At 60.0% G+C, this 20,148-nt stretch carries 20 protein-coding genes and 4 pseudogenes; 13 read left to right on the top strand and 11 right to left on the bottom strand.

Annotated features, from left to right (window positions below):
- Positions 1-4: 4 nt before the first annotated feature.
- Complete coding sequence (locus tag FHW96_RS19435; protein WP_172342243.1) at positions 5-487, bottom strand: MSMEG_0572/Sll0783 family nitrogen starvation response protein; 483 nt, start codon at positions 485-487, stop codon at positions 5-7.
- A gap of 347 nt (positions 488-834) precedes the next feature.
- Between FHW96_RS19435 and FHW96_RS19440 the strand changes: the two genes are divergently transcribed.
- Both FHW96_RS19440 and FHW96_RS19445 read left to right on the top strand, forming a co-directional pair.
- On the top strand, positions 835-2,214 hold the full coding sequence (locus FHW96_RS19440; protein WP_172342244.1) for a PLP-dependent aminotransferase family protein: 1,380 nt from the start codon (positions 835-837) through the stop codon (positions 2,212-2,214).
- Between the two features lie 157 nt (positions 2,215-2,371).
- Positions 2,372-3,224: pseudogene (locus FHW96_RS19445) on the top strand (IS630 family transposase); the annotation flags it as partial.
- Here the strand turns inward: FHW96_RS19445 and FHW96_RS19450 are convergent.
- The 5 genes from FHW96_RS19450 to FHW96_RS26795 form a co-directional block, all read right to left on the bottom strand.
- Positions 3,222-3,854 carry a plasmid pRiA4b ORF-3 family protein gene (locus tag FHW96_RS19450; protein ID WP_253951082.1) on the bottom strand — a complete coding sequence of 211 codons (633 nt, stop codon included), beginning with the start codon at positions 3,852-3,854 and terminating at the stop codon, positions 3,222-3,224. The pseudogene FHW96_RS19445 and the gene FHW96_RS19450 sit on opposite strands and share 3 nt — an antisense overlap.
- Complete coding sequence (locus FHW96_RS26790; RefSeq protein WP_371815757.1) at positions 3,851-4,096, bottom strand: transposase domain-containing protein; 246 nt, start codon at positions 4,094-4,096, stop codon at positions 3,851-3,853. Before FHW96_RS26790 ends, FHW96_RS19450 begins: the two co-directional genes overlap by 4 nt.
- Positions 3,993-4,457 (bottom strand): transposase, encoded by a 465-nt coding sequence (locus tag FHW96_RS19460; protein ID WP_172342246.1) that lies wholly within the window; start codon positions 4,455-4,457, stop codon positions 3,993-3,995. The genes FHW96_RS26790 and FHW96_RS19460 overlap by 104 nt, the downstream gene beginning before the upstream one ends.
- A 182-nt stretch (positions 4,458-4,639) precedes the next feature.
- A complete protein-coding gene (locus FHW96_RS25995; protein ID WP_216650972.1) occupies positions 4,640-5,065 on the bottom strand; it encodes a transposase in 426 nt (141 codons plus the stop codon).
- 18 nt (positions 5,066-5,083) lie between these two features.
- On the bottom strand, positions 5,084-5,695 hold the full coding sequence (locus FHW96_RS26795) for a transposase (RefSeq protein ID WP_216650973.1): 612 nt from the start codon (positions 5,693-5,695) through the stop codon (positions 5,084-5,086).
- Between the two features lie 49 nt (positions 5,696-5,744).
- Here FHW96_RS26795 and FHW96_RS19470 point away from each other — a divergent pair.
- From FHW96_RS19470 to FHW96_RS19495, 7 genes and pseudogenes are all read left to right on the top strand, one after another.
- A pseudogene (locus FHW96_RS19470) lies at positions 5,745-6,041 on the top strand (IS3 family transposase); the annotation flags it as partial.
- A 71-nt stretch (positions 6,042-6,112) separates the two neighbouring features.
- Positions 6,113-6,226: pseudogene (locus FHW96_RS19475) on the top strand (pyruvate, phosphate dikinase); the annotation flags it as partial.
- 219 nt (positions 6,227-6,445) lie between these two features.
- Positions 6,446-6,937 (top strand): hypothetical protein, encoded by a 492-nt coding sequence (locus FHW96_RS19480; protein WP_172342248.1) that lies wholly within the window; start codon positions 6,446-6,448, stop codon positions 6,935-6,937.
- Positions 6,938-6,962: 25 nt separating this feature from the next.
- Positions 6,963-7,874 carry a ketopantoate reductase family protein gene (locus FHW96_RS19485; protein WP_172342249.1) on the top strand — a complete coding sequence of 304 codons (912 nt, stop codon included), beginning with the start codon at positions 6,963-6,965 and terminating at the stop codon, positions 7,872-7,874.
- Positions 7,874-8,173: a thiamine pyrophosphate-binding protein gene (locus FHW96_RS26800; RefSeq protein ID WP_371815758.1), complete on the top strand. Its 300-nt coding sequence runs from the start codon at positions 7,874-7,876 to the stop codon at positions 8,171-8,173. Before FHW96_RS19485 ends, FHW96_RS26800 begins: the two co-directional genes overlap by 1 nt.
- Entirely contained in the window at positions 8,167-9,381 is a 1,215-nt protein-coding gene (locus FHW96_RS19490; protein WP_371815759.1) for an acetolactate synthase, read from the top strand. The genes FHW96_RS26800 and FHW96_RS19490 overlap by 7 nt, the downstream gene beginning before the upstream one ends.
- Before the next feature lie 35 nt (positions 9,382-9,416).
- Positions 9,417-10,709, top strand: a complete 1,293-nt coding sequence (locus tag FHW96_RS19495) for an MFS transporter (RefSeq protein WP_172249398.1) — start codon at positions 9,417-9,419, stop codon at positions 10,707-10,709.
- A gap of 77 nt (positions 10,710-10,786) precedes the next feature.
- Here FHW96_RS19495 and FHW96_RS19500 read toward each other — a convergent pair whose 3' ends face one another.
- Entirely contained in the window at positions 10,787-10,927 is a 141-nt protein-coding gene (locus FHW96_RS19500) for a hypothetical protein (protein WP_168604734.1), read from the bottom strand.
- A gap of 56 nt (positions 10,928-10,983) precedes the next feature.
- Here FHW96_RS19500 and FHW96_RS19505 point away from each other — a divergent pair, with 56 nt between their 5' ends.
- A complete protein-coding gene (locus tag FHW96_RS19505) occupies positions 10,984-11,259 on the top strand; it encodes a MarR family transcriptional regulator (RefSeq protein WP_172342250.1) in 276 nt (91 codons plus the stop codon).
- Between the two features lie 107 nt (positions 11,260-11,366).
- Here FHW96_RS19505 and FHW96_RS19510 read toward each other — a convergent pair whose 3' ends face one another.
- Both FHW96_RS19510 and FHW96_RS19515 read right to left on the bottom strand, forming a co-directional pair.
- Positions 11,367-11,867: an aromatic-ring-hydroxylating dioxygenase subunit beta gene (locus FHW96_RS19510; RefSeq protein ID WP_168604732.1), complete on the bottom strand. Its 501-nt coding sequence runs from the start codon at positions 11,865-11,867 to the stop codon at positions 11,367-11,369.
- Positions 11,864-13,201 (bottom strand): SRPBCC family protein, encoded by a 1,338-nt coding sequence (locus tag FHW96_RS19515; protein WP_172342251.1) that lies wholly within the window; start codon positions 13,199-13,201, stop codon positions 11,864-11,866. The genes FHW96_RS19510 and FHW96_RS19515 overlap by 4 nt, the downstream gene beginning before the upstream one ends.
- A gap of 127 nt (positions 13,202-13,328) precedes the next feature.
- Here FHW96_RS19515 and FHW96_RS19520 point away from each other — a divergent pair, with 127 nt between their 5' ends.
- Positions 13,329-14,246, top strand: a complete 918-nt coding sequence (locus tag FHW96_RS19520) for a LysR family transcriptional regulator (protein WP_172342252.1) — start codon at positions 13,329-13,331, stop codon at positions 14,244-14,246.
- A gap of 306 nt (positions 14,247-14,552) precedes the next feature.
- Here the strand turns inward: FHW96_RS19520 and FHW96_RS19530 are convergent, their stop codons facing one another.
- Together FHW96_RS19530 and FHW96_RS19535 are read right to left on the bottom strand one after the other, a co-directional pair.
- Positions 14,553-14,861: a DDE-type integrase/transposase/recombinase gene (locus tag FHW96_RS19530; protein WP_172342254.1), complete on the bottom strand. Its 309-nt coding sequence runs from the start codon at positions 14,859-14,861 to the stop codon at positions 14,553-14,555.
- A 172-nt stretch (positions 14,862-15,033) separates the two neighbouring features.
- Positions 15,034-15,238 (bottom strand): annotated as a pseudogene (locus FHW96_RS19535) (transposase); the annotation flags it as partial.
- 327 nt (positions 15,239-15,565) lie between these two features.
- On the opposite strand from FHW96_RS19535, the gene FHW96_RS19540 reads away from it, so the two are divergent.
- Entirely contained in the window at positions 15,566-18,571 is a 3,006-nt protein-coding gene (locus FHW96_RS19540; protein ID WP_172342255.1) for a TonB-dependent receptor domain-containing protein, read from the top strand.
- Between the two features lie 95 nt (positions 18,572-18,666).
- The gene (locus tag FHW96_RS19545; protein ID WP_172342256.1) at positions 18,667-20,148 is read left to right on the top strand and encodes a tannase/feruloyl esterase family alpha/beta hydrolase; all 1,482 of its coding nucleotides are present in this window, start codon (positions 18,667-18,669) and stop codon (positions 20,146-20,148) included.

Below are 20,148 nucleotides of genomic sequence, written 5' to 3' on the forward strand. Positions count from 1 at the left end.
TCCCTTAAAGCGTCCAGGTGTCGAGGATGAAGGCGTTGTCGCGGCGGTGGAGCAGGATGAGGTCCAGCACGTCCTGCGGCGCGATGGGGCGGATGCCGGGGATCAGCGCGCCTTCGCCGTGGCCATAGAGCGCCTGAAGGCCAAAGCGGCAGGCATAGACCTTGCCGCCTTCCTTCATGAATTTTTCGATCTGGTTGTTTATGGCCAGATGGCCGGGGAACGCTTCATCGCCCAGCTTGGGAAAGCCGCGCTGGATACCCAGCGTGACGCCCGGGCCATAGAGCAGCACGCTGGTTTCGAAACCCTTGCGCTGCAGGCGGGTGGCCTGAAGCAGGTTCACAAGGCCGACCGATCCTTCAAACGCGACGGTGTGGAAGGTAACCAGCGCCTTTTCACCGGGCTCGGCCTTGACGTCCTCAAAGACCTTCTCCTCGTAATCGACAAGGAAATCACCCTTTTGGTTGGGGGCGGCAGTGACGGTGGGCATGGTCTTTCTCCAGATTCTGTTTCGGGGTCCCGTTCGGGATGGATACAGGCTGTCGAAAGGAAGTTTTACAGTCAATTGGCCGAAATGAATGCAGTCATGAAATGCATTCAATATCGCTTTTGTTGCGCGGCAAAGAGTTCTATTTGAGCGGTGAATGGAAATTGGTGGAAACATAAAATCGCGAATGAGAGGGCGAATTCATTGAAAAATGCTGAATTTATAGGCACCAGCTACAGCTGGCTGCATAAATATGAGGCGTATGTTGCGAAATCATCGATCGCCCGTGATTCGCAGATTGACTGCATTTTGACTGCAAGTTATGAGGGGCCTCCACCCAAGGAGGGACCATGCCCGATTCCTGGACGCCCGATCTCGAACGCTTTGGCAAACCGCATTACAAGGCCATTGCCGATGCCATCGCCCATGACATGCAGGAGGGGCGCCTGCGCGTGTCTGACCGCCTGCCGCCCCAGCGCGATCTGGCCAAAAGGCTGGGGATCAATTTCACCACCGTCGCGCGCGGCTATGTCGAGGCGCAGAAGCGCGGCCTGATCGAATCGCGCACTGGGCAGGGCACTTTCGTGGCTGGTCAGCCCCGCAGGTTGCGTCCGGCCCAGCGCCCCTCGGTGGCCGACCTGACCATGAACCTTGCGCCGGAGCCTGAGGATCGCGTTCTGGCGGACCGAATGCAGGCCGGGTTCGTCAAGATTTCCCGCGATCTGCCCACTCTGCTGCGTTATCAGGCCTTTGGTGGCACCTATGTTCAGCGCGAGGTCGCCGGGCATTTTCTGGCGGAGCGCGGATTAACGATCCCGCCGGAAAGACTGGTGATCTGTCCCGGCACGCATCTGGCCTTTCAGGCGATCCTCCAGACGCTGACCCAGCCGGGTGATGGGCTGATGTGCGAGGCGCTGACCTATCCCGGCATCAAGGCGGTGGCGGGGCGGCTGGGGCTGCAGCTGATCGGCCTGCCGATAGACGATGAGGGGATCGAGCCGGACGCTTTCGAGGAAGCCTGCCGGATGCGCAGCGCGCGGGTGCTTTATCTCAACCCCACCCTGCTCAACCCCACCACCTCGACCTGTGGGCAGGAGCGCCGTCTGGCCATAATCGAGGTGGCGCGGCGCCATCATGTGACGATCATCGAGGACGATGCCTATAGTTCGCTTTTGCTGCGCCCGCCGCCCGCTTTTGCCACGCTGGCGCCTGATATCACGTGGTATGTGGCCAGCTTGTCGAAATGCATCGGGGCGGGGTTGCGCATCGCCCATCTGGTCGCGCCCGATCAGCGCCAGCTCTGGCCGGTCAGCGCGATCCTGCGCACCGCCGCCGTCATGGCCTCGCCGTTGACCACCGCGCTTTCGACCCAGTGGATCGAGGACGGGACGGCGTGGCAAGTAGTTCATGCCTTACGCAGGGAATGTGCGGCAAGGCAGAAGCTCGTTGCTGAGATTCTTCCCGCCGGCACATATGTTACCAATCGGGAAGGCTTCCATCTATGGATGGCTTTGCCTGAACCATGGCAACGCTCAGCTTTCGCCGCGCGGATGCGGACCTCGGATCTGAGTGTAGTTGTCAGCGATGCCTTCACCGTTGCCGATATGCCGGTCGAAGCGGTGCGAATCTCACTCGGCGGTGTCCTAAGCCGGGCTGAATTGAGCACCGCACTGCAATTCGTCAGCCATGTTTTGGAGCATGAAACGCAAGGAGGCGTAGACTTCGCCTGATCGTCTGCGGAGGAGGTTGGATACGGTGCTGCTGCACTTCACCTCCATTCCAAGGATTGGCACGGTCAAGCTCTGCAATGACAGGTCCTGAAGCTAGTCACCTGGAACTGAAGCAAGCTACATTGCATATGCTTTCTGGTGGTAGCAGGAGGCATGGATGGTTGGTCGTCCGGCGGATGTGTTGGCGTTGAGTGCAGGCGATCGTGCGTTCCTTGAAACGCAGGTGCGGCGTCACAAAGCCCCGCGCTGTTATCAGACCGCTGCCGTATGATCCTGCTGTGCGCGGACGGGTTGCAAAGCAAGGAGGTTGCCGAGTGACTCGTGGTTCACGAACACACGGTCAGCAAGTGGCGCAAGTGATTGAGCGCACGCTGAACACCACGCCCAAGAATACCACGCACTGGTCGATCCGGTCGATGGCGGCCGAGGCCGCGCTGTCGCACACAACAATCCGTCGGATTTGGGGCGCATTCGGCCTGCAGCCACATCGGTCGGAGACGTTCAAGCTGTCGAGCGATCCGCTGTTCGTCGACAAGGTGCAGGACATTGTCGGTCTTTACCTGTCGCCTCCGAACCGTGCGGTGGTACTGTGCGTGGACGAGAAATCGCAGATCTAGGCGCTTGATCGCGAACAGCCGCTGCTGCCCATGGCGCTTGGCGTCCCGGAGCGGCGCACCCATACCTACATCCGCAACGGCACGACATCGCTGTTCGCCGCGCTCGACATTGCCACGGGTGCCGTGATCGAAAAATGTTACAAGCGGCATCACGCGACCGAGTTCCTCGACTTTCTCAAGCAGATCGATGCGGCAATGCCCGAAGGTCCCGAGGTCCACCTCGTGATGGACAACTATGCCACCCACAAGACGCCCCGGATCAAGGCCTGACTCGCGCGTCGTCCGCACTGGCACGTGCACTTCACGCCGACATCGGCATCCTGGATCAATCAGGTCGAACGCTGGTTCGCCGAACTGACGTGCAAGCAATTGCAGCGAGGCGTCCACCGATCAACGGTAAGCGCCGATGGAATGCGGCGTTGACGTGGCCTTTTTGGCCTTTCGTGTGCGAGGCGCCCATTTCTTTGCCAGTGCCGCAAAGCTGTCGTGGATCATATCGATGTTGGGCTTAGCATTTGGATCATGGTCGTCGCCCAGGGCATCGAGAACCTCTTCGTGATGCTCATGGGCCGGATCTGCAAGCGCTTCCAGCTTCTCGACGTAACCCCAAGGACCGCCTGAATCCTCTGGTGGCCGCATGCCGGTGGCGTCGAGCAGGCGCGGATAGCTGCCGTGGGGATCGGCAGGGGCGATGCCCTGGATCTTGACGCTGTGCTCCCACGTATCGCCAAAGTCATAGAGGTAACGGAAGGTCTTGCCTCGCATGCCCTCGAGTGCCTGAGCCAAGGTCGTTTTGTGGGCATTAAGCGGGCCGTCAAAGCCGTAAGACGGATCGTGGATCCCGAAGCCCGTATGGCCAAAGGTCAATTCCCACAGGTGGCTGTCCGTCCACGCCAGCGCTGCCTGGAAGACGCTGTGCAGCCGGTCAAGGCGGATGCCCAACGGCACTTCGATCACGCGGCTCACCACCGGCGTCGCATCATCCAGCGTGATCGTCATCCGTGCGACGAAGGCGTTGCTCAAGCGGCATGCTCCAAGTTCTGGATCTCTTGAGCTGCCTGCCAGTTCCAAGGGAGCAATTCGTCGATCCGGTTGATGGGATGATTGCCGATACGCGCGATGACATCGGTGAACCAGGCCTCGGGCTCCACACCGTTAAGGCTAGGTCTCGACGAGGGAATAGAACAGCGCCGAGGCATCTCCGCCCTTGGCCGAGACGACGAACATCCAGTTGCGGCGGCTAAGAGCAACACCGCGCAGGGCATTCTCGACAAGGTTGTTGCTGATCTCAAGCAGGCCATTGTCACAATAGCGGGCCATCGGCGTCCAGCGATTGAGCGGATAACGGCATGCCTTGGCCAGCGCGCTGTCCGAAGACAGCCCGCGCATCTGTGCTTCGAGCCATGGCCGCAAGGCAGCCAGCTTCGGGGCGGCCAGTTGCTGGCGGACGCGCCGCCGTTCGTCGGGTGGCGCGCCCTTGATGTCGCGCTCGATCGCGAACAACTCGCCGATCCTCACGACGGCCTCTGCCGCGACCGGCGACGGGTTCTTGGCCAGGATATCGGTAAACTTGCGCCGTGCGCGCGCCTTATGTCGAGTTCGACATAAGGCGCGCGCACGGCGCAAGATATTCGAGAACCATCAGACCAGCCCGATGCCGCTCACCACGGCGCTGCTCGACCTTTACGCTATCGAGGCTGCCTCGTTCTGGCTGCGGACATGGGAGTAGCCCGTCCAAATTCTTGCCCGAGGACTCCTTCACCGCTCCCTTACCATCTTCCTCTGCCGAAGGCGGCATGCACCCGTTTTCAGGCGGGCGCCGCTCCCGGCGCCGGCTCGTACCGGCGCGCAAGATCCCAGATGAAGCCGACGAGCTCTCGGGCGACAGCTGTGACCGCGACGTTGCTCTTCTTCCCGCGGCCGACCAGCATTCGATACCGGCCGTTGAGGCGAAGCTGGGCTTTCCATGCTATGTCTTTGGCTTCTTGCGGCACGTCTGTCTTTTGCTTTTCCATGAACTGGCCGACCTTTGGCGTCGTTCGGTAGCACCGAGCGGCTTCGAACAGCAGCGCCCGCATATCCGTGTTGCCTGCCTTTGTGATTCCGCGGGGCCGAATGGAGCCACCGCTAGAGTGCTCGCCGGGAACCAACCCCAGATACGCCATGAGTTTGCGCGGGCTGGCAAAGCGGGAGAACTCACCGACCTCCGCCACGATAGTCGCCGCGATAACCATCCCGACCACCTTTAGTCCCTACAATGCAGTGACCACAGGTCCCAGAGACCAGTCAGGTATGATGGCCGCGATTTGATCTTCCAGTTCTTTTTTGCGTGAGTCAGCCTGGGCAAGGCGATTCAGATAGCTCTGGAATGCGATTTGCTGGCCCCTGTGCTCAAAACGCCGATCTGCAAGCCAAGATCTGTGGCGACAGGACCACGGCTTCCCTTTGTAACGCAGGCCATGTTTGAGTAAAAACATCTGAATCTGGGCACGGGCCTTCCGGGCATCATGAGATGCTAAATGCCGAGCTCTAACCAGGTCGCGCATGGCCTCATGAGTGGGGTCGGGCACCCAAACGTACGTCAGTTCGCCAGCCCGAAGAAGACGGGCAAGCATCATCGCGTCACCCGTATCGTTCTTTTGGCGATTGCCCGGACGAACGGGAGTATGGCTGGGAGCAACAATCCGACAGTCGAAACCCAGATCCGCAAGTTGGCGATATACGCCGTACCCGCATGGGCCAGCCTCGTACACAAATTCCATCCGATTATGGCGACCCGTCAGCTTCCGAGCCAATTTGGCAATCGCGTCGGGTTCATTGGGGATAACGCCGATAAGGCGAACCTCCCCGTCTCGCCCAGCCATCGCATCACTTCAGAAGTCCGTCGCCCCTGCCTGTGAGCATCACGGGTTAAGCGAGCGCCGGGTGTGCCAACTGGGCGGTGTGATCCGCAGAGTGGTTCGGTATCGCTCCACGAGACCGGACGATGGGCCCTTGAGACAGCGGTTGCGCGAACTGGCGGCTGAACGTCGCCGGTTCGGTTGTCGCCGTCTGGGCTATCTGCTGGCGCGAAGGGGCATGACGCCCAATCACAAGAAACTGCTGCGCATCTACCGCGAGGGAGGATTGCGCGTGCGACGTCTTGGCGGCCGCAAGCTGGCGCTGGGTACGTGCAGGTCGATGGTGCTGCCAGATGGGGCGAGCCAGCGGTGATCGTTCGACTTCGTCTCTGACAGCCTGATCTGCGGTCTGCGCTTCCGCATCCTGTGCGGGGGTAATGGACGCCCGCCGATGTCTACTTCGGCCGCGATCAGCAGGTCCACGCCCAACGCGCCGCCAGCAAGAAGCAGACCATCGAACATCGGCGCTTGCAGCACCGCAAACTCGCCGCCTGAAAGACAGCCCCAGACGAGGCCTGCTCTCCGTTACAGTGCTGCCCATTTTGCGCCAAATGTTTCGACGACAGACATAAAAATAGTTTGCTATAAAACAAAAATGCCGTATTGATGGGCTAAGGCTATAATAGCGCCGGCGATAAGGAGTTTGGGGAAATGAGGCTTGCAGGGATGGTGGCAAATCTCGATGAATCTGTCTGCGATGGGTATGAATGAGCCATGGCTTGTGTTGGTTCGGCTCAACGCAATGTAACGGATGTCGAAGGCGCTTCTACATTGCGGGGCCCGATGACGATCGCTCCACGTGGTGCTGCCAACAACACAGTCAAACTCATGCCAGTCAAATCGATAGCGGCCGTTGGTTTTCAAGGTGCATTGCATATGGTGACGGCACTTGGTTTGCTGCAATGGCTCTGCCTCAAATGCATGCGCTCACTTAAGAAAATTGGCGCGAAGGCGAGCCTGAGGGGGCTTTGCGGAGAGAGGTGCGGCCTGGAAATAATCCCCAACCTCAAGCATCTTGAAGTCCACTCCCCGATCCCGACGCAGCATATTGGCGCGACGTGTGAGGCCAAATCCGCGATCAAGGGCACCTCATTCAGCAGCCAATATACCAAGATATCGCAGTCCAACTGCACGCACAAAACATTTATCCTTGAGATCAACGTGGTCCGTCAAGACATGCCATGCCAGTGGGCCAGTGGCTTGTGACAGTTCTGACCCGAAAGGCATCGGCATGAAGATCGTGGTTGTGGGTGCAGGGGCGATGGGCACCCTGTTTGGAGGGCGTCTTGCACGGGCCGGGCATCAGGTGGTGTTTGTGGACACCGATCCGGCCCGCGTTGCCGCCATTGCCGTCGATGGGGTGTGGGAAAACGACAGCCCCGCCCTCTGCGAGGCAGCCTTGCCCGGCGTGGTGCAGGGCGAGGCCGACCTGCTGATCCTGTTCACCAAGGCCCAACATACCGCCGCCGCCATGGCGCAGAATGCGGGAGCTTTGCGGCCCGATGGCATGGTGCTGACGCTGCAAAATGGCCTTGGTAATGATGTGGCAATCGCTGGCGTGGTGGGGGACGAGCGGGTGCTGGTGGGGATCACCAATTGGCCCGCCGATTTGCTGGGCCATGGCCGCATCCACGTTGTGGGCCGTGGTATGGTCAAATTCTGGAGCCTGACGGGCGAGGATAACCCTTTTATTCACAAGCTTGCCGCCGCTTTGGACGAGGCGGGCCTCGGAGCGAGCGCTGAACCTTCGGTCAAGGTTGCCATCTGGGAGAAGGTGATCTTCAATGCCGCCCTCAACGGCATCTGTGCCCTCACGCGGATGACGGTGGGGCAAGTTGGCGACTTCCTCCCCGCCCGCAGTCTTGCATTTCGGGTGGTGGAGGAAGGGATCGCCACCGCGCTAGCCAATGGTGTGGCTGTCGATGGTGACAGGGTGCGCCAATCCGTTGAATTCGCCATGGCTAACCACCGCGCTCACAAGCCCTCAATGCTTCAGGATGTCGAGGCAGGCCGTCCTACCGAAGTTGATGCCATTCAAGGCGGCTTGCTGGCTGCGGCCGATCGCCATGGCGTGGCATCGCCTGCCCTTGCCCATTGCACCGCGCTGTTGCGCAGCCTCGACCACGTCGTCCGGAGTTCTTGATGTATAACACCGCCACCGCCTTTCTCGAAGCCCTTGTCGAGCAAGCCATCACCCACGCTTTCGTCAATCTGGGCAGCGACCATCCCGGACTGGTCGAGGCAATCGCAGAAGCGCGAGCCAACGGGCGCCCGGTGCCCACCATGATCACCTGCCCCAACGAGATGGTGGCGCTGACCATCGCCCATGGCCACACCCAGATCAGAGGCCAGCCGCAGGCGGTGATCATCCACGTTGAATGCGGCACACAGGCGCTGGCGTGCGCGGTGCACAATGCCGCCATGGCGCGCTTCCCGTGCTGATCTTCGCAGGCTCCTCGCCTTTTACGCAGCAAGGCGAGATGTTGGGCAGCCGCAATGAATTCATCCAGCGGATTCAGTACGTGCATGACCAGCGAGGACTGGTGCGCGGCTATATGCGCTATGACAATGAAATCCGCACCGGCGCCAACGTGAAGCAAGTGGTGCACCGCGCCATACAATTCGCCAAGTCGGACCCCAAGGGCCCGGTCTATCTGATGGCCCCGCGCGAAGTGCTCGAAGCGCCTTGCGAGCCGGTGACGCCGCCCGCGCTTGCAGCGCAGGATGCACGTTTTCTGGCCGAACGACTGGCTGCGGCCAAGCGACCGCTGATCGTCACCTCCTATTTGGGGCGCAACACGGCGGCGGTCGCGGCCCTGGAAGTGCTTTGTACGCAAGCGGGCGTGGGCGTGGTGGAATCGGTGCCCAGCTACGTCGACCTGCCGCATGACAGCCCGTTTTATCTTGGCAATTACTGGAACAATCCTGAGCAAAACGCAGACCTTGCCGCCGCCGATCTGGTGCTGGTGGTGGACAGCGATGTGCCGTGGATACCGATCAAGAGCAAGCCGTCAGACAGCGCAGAGATCTATGACATCGCCATCGACCCGCTGAAGGAGCAGATGCCATTGTGGTATATCGAGCCGCATCGCAGTTTTCGTGCCGATGCCGCTCAGGCCTTGCAGGCGATTGGTGAGGCGCTGGCCGCGCTGGCGCCCGATGCCGATGCGCTGGCGGAAAAGACTGGTCACTACGCCGCACGCGGCGCCGCACGCCGCGCCCGCGTGGCGCAGGAAGAAACGCAGGGCGCGGGTTTGACCACTGCCTGCCCGATTGCGGCTTTGCGCGGCCAGTTTGATGATCAGACCATCGTGATGGACGAGGGGATCACCAACTATCGGCCGGTGTTCGACCATCTGGCCCCCGCCCACGCCGGCAGCATGTTTGCCAGCGGCGGCGGTTCGCTGGGCTGGAACGCGCCGCGCCATTCCGCTTTGGCCGTTCATCCCGACGGCTATGCCAGCAAGGCCAATGACCTTGACCTCAGCTTTTCGCCAGCGCCCGATTATGGCGCGATCGCGGCGGCGTCAGGCGGCGCGGCGACCTTTGTGGTTGACCACGACAGCGATCTTGATGCGGTGTTGAGCCAAGCTTTCGCCGTGTTGACGAATGAGCATCGAACCGTGGTTGTTGAGGCGAGGTTGGGTTAATGGCGTTTGCAGAGGAACCATCGGCTGTTGCCACTTTGATCGATGAGCGCTCTTGGGGCCTGCGGCAAAAGCTGCTGCTGGCGCTGGTGTCGCTGGCCATCCTGCTGGATGGGTTTGATAACCAATCGCTTGGCTTTGCCTTGCCTGTGCTGATGAAGGACTGGGGGGTCGCCAAGGCGGCGCTGGGCGGGGCGCTGGCGGCCGCGCAGTTCGGTATGCTGATCGGTGCGATCAGCGGCGGCATGGTGGGCGACAGGTTCGGCCGCAAGCTGGCTCTGGTCGCCAGCGTCGTGCTGTTTGGTGTCGGCACCTTGCTGATCGGGTTTGTCCATACGCCGATGCAACTGGCAGGCTTGCGCTTTGCTGCGGGTCTTGGGCTGGGGGCGGCTTTCCCCAATGTGGCGGCCTTGGCGGCGGAATTCACGCCTACGCGCTATCGCAGCCTTGCGGTCATTCTCTCGATCGTCTGCGTGCCGTTGGGCGGCGTGGTGGGCGGCATGGCGGCCGCGGCGGTATTGCCCGTGATGGGCTGGCAGGCCTTGTTTGTGCTGGCGGGGGGCTGCACGCTGGCGCTGGCGGTAGTCTTGGCGCTGATCTTGCCGGAATCGCTGACCTTTTTGATCGCGCGCGGAGCAGATTCGGTTCAGATCGCGCGCAGCCTGCGCCGTATGGGGCTGGATGATGGAGCCAGCTTGCTCCCGCCTTCCACCGGTACGGGAGAGGAGCGCTCAATGCCGCTCTCCACCGTCTTGGCGCCCGGATGGCGGGCAGACAGCCTTCTGCTGTGGACCGCTTTCTTCTTCTCACTGATCTCGGTTTATGCGGCGTTCAACTGGCTGCCCACACTGCTGGCCGAAAACGGGCTCGACGTGGCTCAGGCCGCGCAGGGGTTGGCGGCCTTCAATATGGGCGGCGTTATCACGGCGCTGGTTTGTGGCGCCCTGATGGGACGCTATGGCTCGCTTCGAGTGATGGGGGGGATGGCGCTGTTGGCGGTGGGCGTGGCGGCCTTGCTGGCGATGCTGGCGCATACAGCGCTGCCGCCGGCGGGCCTTTTTGCCCTGATTGCGTTGGAAGGCGGCTGTGTGAATGGGGTGCAAACCAGCCTCTATGCACTGGCGGCAAACGTCTATCCTGCCGCCTTGCGCGCGCGCGGCGTGGGGCTGGCCACCGGCATCGGGCGGCTGGGCGCCATGGCCAGCGCGCTGCTGGGCGCGATGGTGATAGGCCGGTTGGGCCTGCCCGGTTTTCATGGAGCGATTGGCGTTGGGATGGCGGTGGTGGTGCTCTGCCTGAGCCTGTTGACAAGGCATGTGCCCCGCCGCTGATTGTTCGCCCTTTGCTTTCAACTGGTTGCCTGAGCAACCGATCCGGGCTTTTCGCTGATCTGGAACCCTTGATGCCCCTATGCCGCCGTTATCAGGTTGATCACATGCTTGGCGCTGGCCGGGGGCAAGGGGCGGTCCATGGCCGCTAAGAAGCGGCGTAGCGGCGCGTCCGCTTCGGTCGAAGCGCCCAACTGGACGCGCGGGTTCAATGACGTCATCGCCTATCATTTGCGCCGGGCACAGGAAAGCCTCGTTTGCCGCCTATTCGCGCAGCTTGGGCGAAATTCATATCTGGCCGGGCTGGTATGCGCTGTTGCGCATCATCCATGACAACCCCGGCATCAACCAGACCGAACTGAGCGCGGCCAGCGGGCGCGACAAATCGACGCTGACGGCATCCTTGCGCGAATTGGGCAAGGCCGATCTGGTGCTGCGCGAACGCGACGAAATGAACAGGCGCAACTTCCGTCTGGCACTGACCGCTTGCGGGCGAGGCGCTGCTGGCCGAGCTGGGTGCCAAGGCCAATGCGCACAACGCCAGGATCGATGACATCGTGGGGCCGGAGTATCGGGATATAGTTCTGGCAATTCTGAAGGAACTGTCCGCGAAATTATGAACGGCGGCCCCCCGCGCTTTGGTCGACTTTGGCAGATGGATCAAACCGAATAGATGTCCGATGATGTCGCGATGACATCGTTCAACAGGATGATCTTCTTTCGGGCGATGCGGATGTTGCCATTCTCAAAGCTCAACCGATGCTCATACCGGCCAAACACGTAATCGGTGCGGTTCATCCGCGTGTCATGACGGTGGCACACGAAGGCTGAACAGACATCGGCAATCTGTCCCTCGCTGCGGGCTATGCGCACATTGCTGATCAGGTGCAGAACCCGTGCAGGTGGCCAAGAGGCGGTGGAATGGCCTGAGGTCAGGCGCATCACCCGGTCTTCCAGATTACGCCGTCCCCTGTAGTAGATCAGGGAGAGTTCACGGTCCGGGTCTTGCGTGGTCGAGACTTCGTCGCGCCAGGCGGGCATCCAGAATTCGGCATCCGGCAGATAGAGATCGAGCCAAGCGTCAAACTGCCACGTATCGAGCAGATGGGCCTCGCGGTGGAGCAGGTCTTGTGCCGCGTCGAGCGTGATGGTCGTGGTCATGCCTGCAACTCCTGCGCGATGCGGTTTGCCCATGCGCGGTAATAGCTGTGATAAAGCGTCTCGTCACAAAGTTGGGGATCGGCCAGCACGCTGCGCTCTGGCCCTAGGCCGATGAGATCGCCAAACCGATTGCCCCCCGCGATGCTGGCGGTCATGCCGCGCGCATAGCCTTGGAGCCATCTCGACATGCCTCCACCGTAGCCCATTTGACAGTTTTCGTAGGACACAGTGTCATCTGGCGTTGCCATGCCTGTCGGGTTGAAGAAATCTTCATATTGCCGGATGCGCTGGCGGCGAGCGGCGGCGCTTTCACCCTTGGGGGCCAGACACCATGTTCTCATTTCGGTCAGGTTGGGGGCCAGGGGGCGGATTATGCGCAATTGGCTCGATGCGTTTTCCGCGATTTGCAGATTGGGAAAGATGGTGAGGTTGCGCATGTTGAACATCCAGTCGCGCTTTGCCTCGCCATGGCGCTCGGCCAGCGGACCGGCCTGTTCAAACAGCGGCGAGGCTGGCGTCACCCCGAATACGCCCCAATTCAACACGTGCCCGTTGGCGAAGCTGAAGCTGCCCCCGCCGATGCCGGTGGCATCATCCTTCCAATAATCGCTGTTTTCCCAGACCGAGGCGACCACGTCTTGGCTGAAGGTCTGCTGGCGCCGCTCCAGCACGCGGATATAGGATGGGTGGGTGGAGGTGAAATGATAGGCATCGGAACAGTTTTCCAGCTGCAGTTTCCAGTTGGCGGCATAGGTGAAGGTGACTTGTCCGGGCACCAGTTCCGTCCCCGCTTCACCCTGATCGGCCACCAGATCGAGCAATTGGACCGCCCCGCCCAGATATTCGGCCAGCGGGGGCACATCCGCAGTCAGGCTGCCAAACAGAAAGTCGCGGTATTGCCCAAAGTGCGGCAGGCGAGCCAGACCGTGGTCATCCTGATCGAAAGCGGCTGAATAGCAACCGGCCCGCTTGCTCTTGATGGCCTTGTTTCGGCCCGCACTATCAAAGCTCCAGCTGTGATAGGGGCAAACATGTAGCGGCGCGTGACCTTGGCGAAGCTGGGCCAATCGCGCGCCCTTGTGCGGGCACGCATTGATGAAAGCGCCAAGTTCTCCTTGCCCATCGCGCTGGACCAACACCGGAAAGCGACCGATCTGGGTGGTGAAATAATCATGCGGCTGTTCGGCCTGTGACGAGAGGCCCAGAAAAACCCAACCGCCTTCGAAAATCGCCTTGATCTCGGCATCGAAGACAGATTGATCGGTGAAGATCGCCGGGTTTACGCGAAACACACCGTCGGCCGGGCGGTCATCGATATAGTCGGTGAGTGCCATGTTTCTCTCCCCAATGCACCATACTGCCCGGTTGATCGGGCGTCATTGGCATTTTGCTGGCCGCATGGATGGCATGACAGAGCATCAGCGCAATTGCATATTTTACCAGAAGTCATACACCATATGCATGACTTTCTCCGAACGCGAAATGCAGTGCTTTGTCGCGGTTGCCGAAACGGGCAGTCTTGGGCGGGCAGCGGCGCATGTCCACCTCGCGCAACCTTCGCTCAGCCGCCTTGTGCAGCGCATGGAAGCGCAATCGGGCCAACCTCTGTTCGACCGCACAACTCGCGGCATGGTGCTCACCGATGCGGGCGACGTGCTATTTCGCCATGCGCGGCACATGCTGGCCGACATGGAAAACCTGCGTGATGAACTGGCGGCCTTGCGGGGGCTGCGTCGCGGCGTTGTGCGGGTGGGGGCGGTCGCGGCGGTGATGCGGGGGCTGGTGGTGCGCGCGTCTGCCCAGATGCTGGAGCTTTGTCCGGGCCTGCGGATTGAAGCGCGCGAGGATGTCAACAGCGTCCTCTTGCAGGCGTTGGAACAGCGAGAACTCGATATTGTGCTGACTGCCGGAGAAGTGGGCGACGAGGCGGTCCGCTGTGTCGGATGCTGTGATTACAGCGACAGCTTCGCGGTGTTCTGCGCGCAGAATCATCCGATTTCAGCCAAACCATCGCTGGATGAACTCTTTGCCTGCCAATGGGTGATGCCCGGCCCCGCGTTCAGTCCGCGTGTACGTTTCGAGGTGCTTGCCCGCCCCTTGGGCTATGCGGTGTCGGTCGGCATGGAAACCAACTCGGTGGAGACCATGGCGACCATGTGTGCGGCCAGCCGCTTGCTGAGCTGGCTGCCCGTGCCGCTGATGAAGGCTCGTGTCGATGAGGGCGTGGTCAGGCGGCTTGAAGTGCCCGCGCTGGAATTGCGACGCCATTTCTGGGTATATTGTCGCAATCGTGGTCTGTTGAGCGAAGCGGCGCGAGAATTTTTGCGCCACCTGCCTTTGTGCGGCGGCCCCGGCGCGGATTGCGTCAACCTGTTCTGATCGTCGCGAGCCGAGAGCGGTCGCCAAAGTGCGGCTCAGGCCGGGCGTGAGTGCCTAACCGGCGGACGGGATTTGATTGTATACCTCTGATTTCGCGAATGCATTCTTCGCCCTTTGAAAAGTTCGAAACATTCGAAAAACGCCTTAAATCCCTGCGTGGGCCGGATCCGGCGCTTCACGTGGCGGTGCTCCTGTTCGATGATGTTGTTCTTGTATTTGTTCTGGCGCAGGATCACTGGCTCAATGGCGGAGCTGGTCTTCATCCGGACCTCACAATGCGCCTTGTGGGGCGCCATTCAGGTTGGCCTAGCTGCCGTCGATGGGACCTGCACCGGCAGGCGGTGTTGCTTCATCGCCTGGCGAAAGAACCGTTTGGTATTCTTGCGATTTCGGGTCCGTAAATACATGAAATCCACCGTTACCCCCGCCCTTGTCGATCACTCGGTAGAGATAGACGTCTTGGCCCTTCGTCTTGATGTAAGTCTCATCAACATGCCACTTCGACAAAACGGGCCGCTTACGTTGACGGAATACCTCCAACAGCAGCGGTCTATAGCGCAGAACCCAGCGATGGACCGTCGAATGATCGACTGACAGCACACGCTCGGCCATCATCTCCTCTAGGTTCCGCAGGCTCAATCCGTAGGCCAAGTACCACCGCAGACACGGTGAGATCACCGTTCCCTTAGTGTCTGACTTGAAAGTTCGTTGAAGCACTTTAACCTGTTGAAATTCGTAGGGTTAGCATACGGATTGAGGCTATGGTGGCCCAAGCCGCTGAGCTTTAGATGGATTGTTCCCAGTCCTTGGCGAGCTGACGGCATCGACCGAGCCATGCGAATGTGCGTTCCATGACCCATCGCCTTGGGAGCACTTCGAAACCTCGGGTCTTTTCGGATCGCTTGATGATTTCGAGGCTCCAGTCGCGGTTGCCTCGCGAGGCGTTTGCGGAGTTTGTCGTCCGCATAGCCGCCATCGGCAAAGACATGGCGCCGTACACCTCCCTGCGTCCGCCCGCCTTCCTCAAGGATCGACTTCAACCAGCGAGCCAGCGAAGTGCTCGTGGCCCGTCTCGCGATAGAGCATGCCCCAATGAGCGAAAAGACCATGCGGCAAGTCTTCAGACGCAATCCGTTTAGGAATTCCCGATCTGGTGGAAAAGTAGGCTGGTTCAGGGCGATCAGACCTTTGAACCATTGCAGGGCAGGGAAGGGCCCGATGGCAAGTTCCATATACGTCAAACAACGCACTAGGTGACTCAATAGTTTGATGCAAAACTATATGGCGAGTTAGGCAGGTGTCATGAAGGGGGAGGCGTAATGCGTAAGGAAAAGCAATCAAACTTCGCGAATTTGTATTGGTATAAAAATTATATAAAGACATCGGTTGGTACTATCCTTGTTTCATCAACAATATTCGTGTCGAATGCTTCTGCCCAATCGGAAGGCGGCTCAAACATCGGTATTCAATCCCGAGAAGTATCTCAGGGCAGCGATGCAATCGTCGTAACCGGGTCAAGAATTTCACGGCGGGATTACACGGCCACAAGCCCAATCGTCACGGTTTCGGCGGAAGCCCTGTCGAAAAATGCGAACGCCGAGCTCGAAGCATCACTTAACAAAATGCCCCAGTTCAATGCCGGCCAGACAGCATTCTCGGCCTCCTTCAATTCCCCGGGCATCGCTACTCTTAACCTGCGCGGATTGGGGGCATCGCGCAATCTGGTCCTGCTCGATGGCAAGCGGCTGCAACCGGCTACTGCCGCCGTCGAGATTGACGTCAACACCATTCCATCAGTGCTCATCGGCAACATCGAGGTGATTACGGGAGGCGCATCCGCTGTTTACGGGTCCGACGCCATTTCAGGCGTCGTGAATTTTCAGTTAAGGCGCGATCTGAAGGGTTTTGTTGGGTCGCTTCGGTCGGGTGTCACCTCACGGGGAGATGGGCGCAATACCGATGTCTCTCTGGGCGGCGGCTTCAATTTCGCTGAAGGCAGGGGCAAGTTCATCGGCGCGGTCGAATATTACAAGCGTGATGGTATCTATCGCCGCGATCGTCCGTTCTTCCGGTCCGGCTTCAATGGCGGCGGGGGGGCCTCTTCCAACGTCACACCTTTGGGCACGCTGATCACGGATTCGAGCAATTTACCCTCTGCTGCCGCGCTCTCAGGTGTCTTTGCACGATATGGCTATTCAGGATCGTTTCCGGGTTCCGCATCCTATGGTTTTAACCCGGATGGCACACTGTTCAAGGCGAGCGGCGGGGTCGTCAATTACCGAGGGCCGGGGGTTGATTCCGGCTACTCGACCAATGCTGCGGGATCGCTTTATTACAATCCGGATGCCGAGCAGATCCTTCAGTCGCCAATGGAACGCTTTGCCGCCTTTGGCCGGGCCGAATTCGATGTTGGCGGAGACATAACGGCTTATGCGCAAGGACAGTTCACCTATTACACGACGACCGTGAACGGTTCGGGTGCCTTGTCCATATCGCCGACAAACCCGATCCTGCCGGTGACCAATCCCTTCATTCCTAAGGACCTGGCGGCAGTGCTTGCCTCGCGCCCAAGGCCGACAGCCGATTTCGGTATCACAAAGCGCTTTACCGATATTTTGGGGCAGAGGACAGCGAAGAATGACACCTATACCTATCAGGTGATCGCAGGTCTGCGCGGCAAGATCAATGGCGGTGCGCTGACCTGGGATGTCTACGGTTCGCATGGCCATACGTCGATGACGGCGAACATGTACAATGGCGCCTTCAGCCTGCCGGCGCTCGAGATTTTGCTGAGGGCGCCCGATGGCGGTGCTTCGATCTGCAGCGGTGGATTTAACATTTTTGGTTCGGCAAGCGTTTCCCAGTCGTGCAAGGATTATATCCGCCGCTCTCTTATCAGTCGTACCAGCCTTACCCAAGACGTTGTGGAGGGCACCATTCAGGGCGGTCTCTTTAAGCTGCCCGCCGGCAATATGCGTTTCGCCGCCGGTGCAAGCTATCGGCGCAATAGTTACGCGATCGATCCCGATCCGGCGCTTCTGGACAATCCGCCGCTGGTGGTGGCTTCCTTGTCGATGGCCCCGACCAGGGGAAGCACTGCGGTCAAGGAAATCTATGGGGAACTACTGGTCCCGGTATTTGCGGACATGCCGGGGGTCAAATCGCTCGAACTGGATCTGGCCGGCCGCTACTCGCATTACGATACCAGCGGCACGATCTGGACTTATAAGGGTGATGTGAATTGGGCTGTCGCAGGCGGGTTCGCGCTACGGGCGGGGTATCAGCGCGCGGTTCGCGCGCCCAATGTCGGCGAGTTGTTCCTCGGGCGCCAGGCTGGCTCTGTGGGCACGAACCTTGGCAGCCCCACCAGCGGTGGTGGTGACCCTTGCGACGTGCGGTCATCCTATCGCCGGGGAACGAATGCCTCGCAGGTTCGCGCCTTGTGTCTTGCGCAAGGCGTGCCGGCCAGCTCGGTCGATAGCTATATTCTTGAGTACAACCAGATTACCGCTGTTGCCCAAGGCAATAAGGCTCTCAAACCTGAAAGTGCCGATACCTATACGGCAGGAATTACTTGGCAGTCGCCGTTCCACAGTGTGGGACTTAAAAACCTCCAGCTCTCGATTGATTACTATAATATCAAGTTGAAGGATGCCATCGGTGTCATCGGTGCGAACACCACGCTCTATAACTGCTTCAATGCTAACAACAGCAATCCGACCTATTCATCTGACAATGTCTATTGTCGTCTTGTGCCTCGTTATGCGGATGGAAGTGTCGCGGAAGTTAGCCAGACCTACCTCAACCTGGGTGGCTATCAGGTGAGTGGCGTCGATGGGCAGGTTAATTGGGCTCTCAACCTTGCCGATGCAGGGATTGCGAGTGCAGGTAAAATTCGGATTGGTTCTGTCATTTCCTATCTCGACAGATTCATCATCAGAGACCTGCCCACCGGACCGGGGCTCAATTATGCGGGAACGATACGAAGCGGCATTGGCAATCTTGCCAGATGGCGTGCCACCAGCACCTTCTCTTATGACCTCGAACAATTCGGCATCGGTGCGCGCTGGCGATATCTGTCGGGCATGAAGGATGTGACTGCGGTCACGACGCCGCAGAATGTGCAGCCTGGAGTTTCCGCCTATAGCATCTTCGATGTCTTCGGCAGCGTTACTGTCAATAAAAAGTTCAAGATCAGCGCGGGCATCGACAACATCACCGACAGAAGTCCCGAAGCACTGGCCGGGGTGTCCGGCTCCACTGACTCGGGTACCTACGATCCGCTAGGTCGGCGGTTCTATATCGATTTGCGATTGAATTTTTAATGCGCTGGCGCACCGTTTTCGTCGCAATCTCTGGCGGCTCTCTTCTGGGGGCCGCCAGTCCTTGCTGGGCCAAAGGAGGGTCAGCGGCGCAGGAGGTGATCAATCCAGCGGATAAATGCTCGGCGCTTGCCGTCCTGACTCTGCGCGATGGCCGCGTCACGCAGGTTTCGCACCGCGCCGCCTCGGCGGGGCAAGCTGGGTTCTGCGAAGTATATGCCACTGTCGCGCCCGAGCATGACGTGATCGTGCGGCTGCCCGACCGCTGGCGGGGCCGCTATGTCCAGTTCGGCGGCGGCGGCTTTGATGGCTTCATCCCCTCGGTCTCCACACCCAGCAGCGGGATCATTGCCAGCGGGCATAATCTGGCGGAGGAGGGCTATGCTGTGGCAGTCTCCAACGGCGGGCATCGGCGCGAACATTTCGCGCAGGGCAGCTTTTCCTCGGATCGCGGCCTCTCGCTCAGCTATGCCACGGCCAAGATTTTTGACACCGATCAGGTCAGCCAGCAGTTGATCGAAGCTTACTATGGCTCGGCGGCGTCCTACCGCTATTTCGCGGGCTGTTCCAACGGAGGGAAGAATGCTTCGGTGGCGGCGGCTTATTTCTCCGGCCAATATGACGGGGTCATCGGCGGGGACGGTCCGTTGGGGCTGGCAGGAGATGAGGCGGGCGGGGGCGATCTGACGGGCTACACCGTCAAATGGATCGATACATTCCAGCAGGGCATGACCATCTCCCCTGCCATAGGCAATCTGATCTACGCCGAGCAATTGCGTCAATGCGATGGCCTTGATGGGCTGAAGGACGGGATCATTGCCGATCCGGCGCGCTGTGCCCGCCAGCTGGATCTGTCGGTCCTTTCCTGCAAGCCGAGCGGCGGCTCCGCTCTGTGTCTTTCGCCTCAGGATCTTGCGGTGATCGCGCGCAGACGGCAGCCCTACAGGCTGAACGGCAAGGTGGTCGGCGCGCCATGGGGCATTGATAATCCGGGCGAAACCGGCGGGCCCGAGGTTGCCGCAGCCAATGTGGCGATCGCCTTTCATCTAGCCAGTCCTGTCGAGTTGGATCGCTTCCCTGTCGCGGAGAGCTATGCTGACATAGCGGCAGGCCTTGACGGGGTCTATCACATGACCGGCGGTCTGGACGCGGTGGCGCGCTATATCGACCGGGGCGGCAAGCTGATGCTCTTCCACGGCTGGGAAGACACCGGTGTTCCACCACAGGGCAGCGTGGATTTCTACCGGAAACTGCGTCAGGTTGCCACCGTGAAGGGGCGTGACAATGCCCGCCTCTACATGGTTCCAGGCATGAAACACTGCCGCGGGGGTAATGGCGCGGATTCCGCCGAACTGCTGCCTGTCATGGCGCGCTGGGTCGAAGAGGTCATAGCGCCCGGCTCGCCGAATAATCCGATGCTGGCATGGAAGCGGCAGGAGGGCGTCGCTTCGGGCGATGTAGTGCGCAACCGGCTCGAACAGTCCGTCATGTCACGCCCGCTCTGTGCCTATCCACTCGTGGCCATCTACAAGGGGGGCGCCGTGATGTCCCATCACAGTTTTGTCTGCAGAAAGGACTGA

The organism is Novosphingobium sp. SG751A (genome assembly GCF_013149295.1).
GTDB lineage: Bacteria > Pseudomonadota > Alphaproteobacteria > Sphingomonadales > Sphingomonadaceae > Novosphingobium.